At 68.9% G+C, this 5,420-nt stretch carries 7 protein-coding genes; 3 read left to right on the forward strand and 4 right to left on the reverse strand.

From position 1 onward, the window contains the following. Positions 1-19 precede the first annotated feature (19 nt). From SX243_24905 to SX243_24920, 4 genes are read right to left on the reverse strand one after another with little or no spacing between them, the layout of a single operon-like run. Complete coding sequence (locus SX243_24905; GenBank protein ID MDY7096228.1) at positions 20-913, reverse strand: hypothetical protein; 894 nt, start codon at positions 911-913, stop codon at positions 20-22. After that, a complete protein-coding gene (locus SX243_24910; protein MDY7096229.1) occupies positions 906-1,916 on the reverse strand; it encodes a stage II sporulation protein M in 1,011 nt (336 codons plus the stop codon). The genes SX243_24905 and SX243_24910 overlap by 8 nt, the downstream gene beginning before the upstream one ends. Then, entirely contained in the window at positions 1,916-2,761 is an 846-nt protein-coding gene (locus SX243_24915) for an RDD family protein (GenBank protein ID MDY7096230.1), read from the reverse strand. The genes SX243_24910 and SX243_24915 overlap by 1 nt, the downstream gene beginning before the upstream one ends. Before the next feature lie 20 nt (positions 2,762-2,781). Next, positions 2,782-3,333 carry a hypothetical protein gene (locus SX243_24920; GenBank protein ID MDY7096231.1) on the reverse strand — a complete coding sequence of 184 codons (552 nt, stop codon included), beginning with the start codon at positions 3,331-3,333 and terminating at the stop codon, positions 2,782-2,784. A gap of 99 nt (positions 3,334-3,432) precedes the next feature. Between SX243_24920 and SX243_24925 the strand changes: the two genes are divergently transcribed. The 3 genes from SX243_24925 to SX243_24935 all read left to right on the forward strand — a co-directional run. Next, complete coding sequence (locus SX243_24925) at positions 3,433-4,668, forward strand: competence/damage-inducible protein A (protein ID MDY7096232.1); 1,236 nt, start codon at positions 3,433-3,435, stop codon at positions 4,666-4,668. Positions 4,669-4,674: 6 nt separating this feature from the next. After that, positions 4,675-5,313 (forward strand): RNA 2',3'-cyclic phosphodiesterase, encoded by a 639-nt coding sequence (gene thpR / locus SX243_24930; GenBank protein MDY7096233.1) that lies wholly within the window; start codon positions 4,675-4,677, stop codon positions 5,311-5,313. Positions 5,314-5,331: 18 nt separating this feature from the next. After that, a partial coding sequence (locus SX243_24935; GenBank protein MDY7096234.1) for an NAD(P)-binding domain-containing protein occupies positions 5,332-5,420 on the forward strand: 89 nt, incomplete at its 3' end.

A 5,420-nucleotide genomic window follows, 5' to 3' on the forward strand; every position in this document is an offset into this window, starting at 1 on the left:
GCGCTGCTGGGGCCCGCCTTCAGGTCGGAGAGCCGTGGGGCTCCCAGCTGGTCCAGGGCCTGATCGAGATCCTCTCCCTCCCGGCGCCGGCGCAGTCAAAGTAGAGCAGGGTGATGGCGATGAAGGTGTAGAGCTGCACTGCGGCGTTGCCCAGGGCCCCGGCGGCCTCGCCGAGGCCGGAGAGCACCATCTCGAGGGTTCCCGTGCCCATGGTCTCGACGGCTTCGACGCCGGTGGACGCCGCATCCCGGAAGGCGAGGACCGCCAGAACTAGCTGGAAGGGAGTCTTGAGGAGCAGCCCCACCAGCGAGCTGAGGGCCCAGCTGACGACGAAGATCAGGCCCACCTTGACCTGGGGATTGTGCAGCAGGCTGCGGTGGGGGTTGTAGGTGATCAGCCGATAGCTGCGCTTGATGGCGTTGTTGCCGTAGAGGTCTTCCAACACCATCACCGGCAACACCAGCGAGAGCACGATGGCCACCCAGATCACCGGGAAGACACAGGCCAGGGTGCCCAGGACGAGGAAGAGGACCATCAGCAGAAGTGTGCCGATGACCTTCGGCCGCAGGGGGAAGAGCCAGGCCTGGGCCAGATCGATGGGGCGGTTCGCCACCGCCTGCACCGCCGCCACCTGCATGGCGATGAGGGTCCAGTAGACCAGGACGAAGAGCAGCCCGATGCCGCCGCAGCCGCCGACCATCACGGCACCGAACTCGTCGAAGTCCGCGACGGCTCCGCTCTCCATGTATTGAGACCAGGCCAGCAGCGCGAAGATGGCGCCCCCTTGGACCACCATCAGGACGGTGGCGAAGGGTAGGTAGAGGCGCCGGAAGTGTTTGCGGGTTTCGCGCATGGCCTGGTCCACCAGGATGCGCAGGGGCATGGGGGCGAGACTGTCGTAGGGCTCAGCCATGGGGGCTCCCGGTAGGATGCGGCGCTTCGATGCCAGGGCCGGTGGAGGTGGGGCTGCCGGTAGCCAGAGGGTTGAACGCCAACCCCAGGAACGCAGCCTCCAGAGCCAGTCCCAAGGCGAGCTTGAAGACCACCGGCACCTGTGGGTCCGGCGACACGAAGACTTCCACCAACGCCAGCAGCACCAGCCAGGGCAGGCAGCCGGCGAGGATCACCAGGGCATCCCGGGCAGACTCCCGAAGCACCTCGCCGCGGGGCCGATCTTGGGCCGTCACCAGGCCGTGGGCGAGCACCAGGCCAGCGCCGGCGGAGACGATGATGATGGTCAGCTCCAGCGGTCCGTGGGCGGCGATGAATTCGAATAGGGCGGCGTCCATGGAGTAGTGCAGGGTGATGCCGATGACCGAGCCCAGCATCAAGCCGTTGAGGGCCAGGATGAAGAGCGAACCGATGCCCGCCAGGGCACCGCCGGCCCAGGCGGTCAACGCCACCGAGAGATTGTTGGTGGCGATGAAGGAGGAGGAGATGGCCGGGGGCGTGGTGGTGGTGAGACTCTCGGTCCAAAGCCGTCCGTGGCGCATTCCCTCCACCGCCTCCGTGCCGACGAAGGCGACCCCGAGGCCGGGGCGGTAAATGGTCACGGCGAGGCCGAAGACGGCAAGGAGCACGAACACTCCCAGCGCGATGCCCAGGGCCCGGCTACGGCGCCAGACGGCGTTGGGGAAGGTGTAGAGGAAGAACGAGCCTCCGGAGCTCTTGGCCGGCGGCTCCCGGTGTAGGTAGTGGGTGCCCGCCGCCGCCAAGCGCCGCAGCCGCCGGGCGGCGCCGGTGCCGGGATAGCGGGAGGTGGCCAGGGCGTGGTCGTGGAGGACCTGGCGGTAGCTCATGGCCAGCGCCTCCACCTCTTGGTGGCTGGGCCGGCTCTGGCGCCGGGCGGATTCCAGGGCTTGCTCGAAGCCCTCCCAAACCGGCTGACGCAGACGCTGGAAGGCGGCGTAGTCCATCAGGCTCGGTCTTCTCCCGCCGGGTTCTCTCCCGTCGCGCCCTCTTCCGCCGGACTACCGTCGACGCCGGGTTGCACGACCTCGAGCTGCAGCGCTTGGCGCAGGGTGCGCAGGGGGTTGGGATCCACCTCCGGACGGCTGCGGGCGGGCTCCTCCAGGAGCTCCGGAGCGTCCCGCTGCAGCAGGGCCACCAGGCGGCGGCCGAGGCGCTGGACGTGCTCCCTCTCCAGCTCCCCGGCACGCTCGAAGAGCGCTTCCACCACCGCCACCTCCGAGGCTCCCCAGGACGCCGGCATGCGCCCCATGCGGCGCTCCGCCATCGCATCTCGTTTTGCCTCCTCGTGTACCACCAGGGTTCCCGCCAGGCGGTCGCCGAGGCGCCGGCAGCGGCCATCGGTGGCCATCAGGGGCACGCCGATGATCAGGTCGACGTCCCGCAGCAGATTGCGGATGACGATGGAGCGGGTGGAAGCGGTGCCCCCCAGGCGGCCGACCACGCGGATCTTCGCCTGCTTCTTGCCCGGAGTCTGGCCGTTGCCGGTGATCTCGAGGAAGATGAAATATCCCCAGTTGACCAGGAAGGGGATGATGATGAAGAACGCCAGCAGGACGGTGAAGATCACCGGGTCCCGGCCAGGGTCGACGACCGGCGCCAGGGCCACGCCCAGCAGGACCAGGGCGCCGATGACCACGGAGAGGATCAGGAAGAGCAGCAGGTAATCGAGCAGACCGGCCAGGATCCGGCTGCCGATCCCCGCCGGCTGTAAGTCCAGGGCGATGTTGTCGAGGCCCCGGATCTCGTCGTCGCGTCCTGGGTCCAGAGCCTGGACTGGGCTGTCGGTCACCACTTCAGACCACGGTCTCGTCAGACCACGATGCCTTCGCTGCGGGCGAGCCAGCGGGTGGGTTGGAAATTCGGAATGGGTAACGGTTCGAGGAGGGGCTGGCCGGCCTGCCAGAAGCTTTTGAACGGACGCTTCTCGCCGGTGGCGTAGAAGTGCCGCAGGTAGGCGAAATCGCAGTGGGAAAAATCCGCCAGCCAGGCGTCGAGGTCGTGGACGCCGGCCTCGTGCAGCAAGGTCAGGCTGTAGCGGCAGGCCTGCCGCTCATAGGCTTCCAGCTCCGCCAGCCGTTCTTCGGTGGGATCCTCTTCCACCTTGCTGCCCATCTCCCGCGCCGCCGGATCCAGATTCCACTGCACCGTATGGCCGAAGAGGTGGATCAGAATGAACAGCGCTCCTTCGACGTCGTTGGCGTAGTCGATGGCGATGTGGGCACCGTCGAGATCGCCGGTGAAGGGCTCCGGCACGTCGGAGATGACCACCGGGATTCCCCAGCGCTCCTCGACCCGGCGTTCGAGCAGATCGAAGACCTGGCGCATGCGGTCTTCCGAAGGGTAGGGATCGCTCTTCGGCATGACTGCCAGTTTACCAGCTGAGGCCTCGGGACGGGGATGCTCGCCCGCCATCGGCGGCCTCCCTTGCCACCCGCGCCCCGCCCCCCTATGATCCGGGCCATGCAGGCATCTTTTCTGGCCGTCGGTACGGAGCTTCTGGGCACCGACCGCCTCGACACCAACAGCTTGACCCTCACCGCCCTCCTCGCCCGCTTCGGCATCGAGATGCGGCGCAAGGCGGTGGTGGGGGATTCTGTGCAGGACATCGCCCGGGAGATCCGCTCGATGCTCGATGCCACCGGGCTGGTGGTGGTGAGTGGGGGCTTGGGCCCTACCTCCGACGACGTCACCCGCCAGGCGGCGGCGGTGGCGTTGGGGCGGGGCATGCACCACGACCCGGCGGTGGAAGAGGACATCGCCGAGAAATTCCGCCGCTTCGGCCGCACCATGGCGGAGGTCAACAAGCGCCAGGCGCAGGTGGTGGACGGCGCCGAGGTGCTGGAGAACCGTCGCGGGACGGCGCCGGGGCTACGGTTGGAGGAGGGGGAGAGCACCCTCTTCCTGCTCCCCGGGGTGCCGCGGGAGATCGACGGGCTGATCACTCACTACCTGGAGCCCTGGCTGCGCCAGACCGCAGGGGCGGAGAGTCGGGAGACCTGGGTGCTCAAGGTGGTGGGCATCGGCGAGTCGGATCTGGAGCAGATCATCGCCCCCGCCTACGAAGAATTCAGCCGGGAGGCCATCACCGTGCTGTCGAAGCCGTCGGACATCACCCTGCGGATCACCGCCCAGGGGGAGGAGGCGGCGCGGCGGGAGCGGCTGGAGGCCATGCGGCGGCGGCTGGTGGAGCTGGCGGGCAAGGCGGTCTACAGCCTGGAAGACGAAGATCTGGAGACGGTGGTGGGTCGGATGCTGGCCGAGGCCGGGGCCACCGTCGCCACCGCCGAGAGCTGCACCGGCGGCCTGGTGGCGGAGCGCCTCACCCGCATCGCCGGCAGCAGTGACTACTTCCAGGGCTCGCTGGTGGTCTATTCCAACCGCCTCAAACAGCTCCTGGCGGGGGTGCCGGAGGAACTGCTGGAACGCTACGGCGCGGTGAGCGAGGAGGTGGCCCGGGCTTTGGCGGAGGGAGCCCGAGAGCGCCTCGGCACCACCTGGGCCCTGGGCATCACCGGCGTCGCCGGTCCCGGGGGCGGCACCGAGGAAAAGCCCGTGGGGACGGTGCATGTGGCGGTGGCAGGAGCCGCCGGAACCCATCATCGTCTGCTGCGGTTGCCGGGGGACCGCCGGCGCATTCGCTGGCAGACGAGTCAGCTGGCGCTGGAAATGCTGCGGCGCCGGCTGCTGGAGCCGTGACCTCCGGTGCGCGCCTTCGTCGCCCTGGAGATTCCCCAAGCCGTGCGGGACGAGATCGCCCGCCGCATCGGGCGCTGGAAGGCGTCCACGCCGCCGGCTCGGTGGGTGCGGCCAGAGGCCTGGCACGTGACCCTGCTCTTCCTGGGGGAAGTGCCGGAGGGGCAGACCGAGGACCTGCGATCGTTGCTGGCGCCGGCCTTCCGGCGCCGCCGGACCTTCGATCTCCAGGTGGTGGGGGCGGGCACGTTTCCGCCTCGGCGCCCCGCCCGGGTAGCATGGTTGGGTCTGGAGAGCCGTCCCGCCGACGCCCTGGGGGAGCTGCGGGATGCGGTGGTGCGGGCGCTGATGGCGGACGATTCGCCGGCGGCGGCCCGGGCGGCGGCGGAGGAAGGGGCGGAGCGGCCGTTTCATGGCCACCTGACCCTCGCCCGTTGCCGCAAGCCCTGGGGGCGCAAAGCGGTGAAGACTTTCTCTGAGCAGGCCGCCGAGGCGGTGGCAGAGCCGTTTCCGGTGCGCCGGGGAGTGCTCTTCGAAAGCCGTCTGGGTCCCGAGGGCGCGCGCTATCGCGAGGTGGCGAGCTTTTCCCTGAGCGACGACCCGGCAGAGTCGAGGAACGACAGCACCGAGGGTCGAACAGGACAGTAGGAGTAGTGGAGTGAGCGCATGAGCAAGATCGGAGTGCTGGGTTCCGGATCCTGGGGCACCGCCCTGGCAGCCCAATTTGCCCGTTGTGGGCACGAGGTGGTGCTGTG

It is taken from the genome of Acidobacteriota bacterium (assembly GCA_034211275.1).
Taxonomy (GTDB): domain Bacteria; phylum Acidobacteriota; class Thermoanaerobaculia; order Multivoradales; family JAHZIX01; genus JAGQSE01.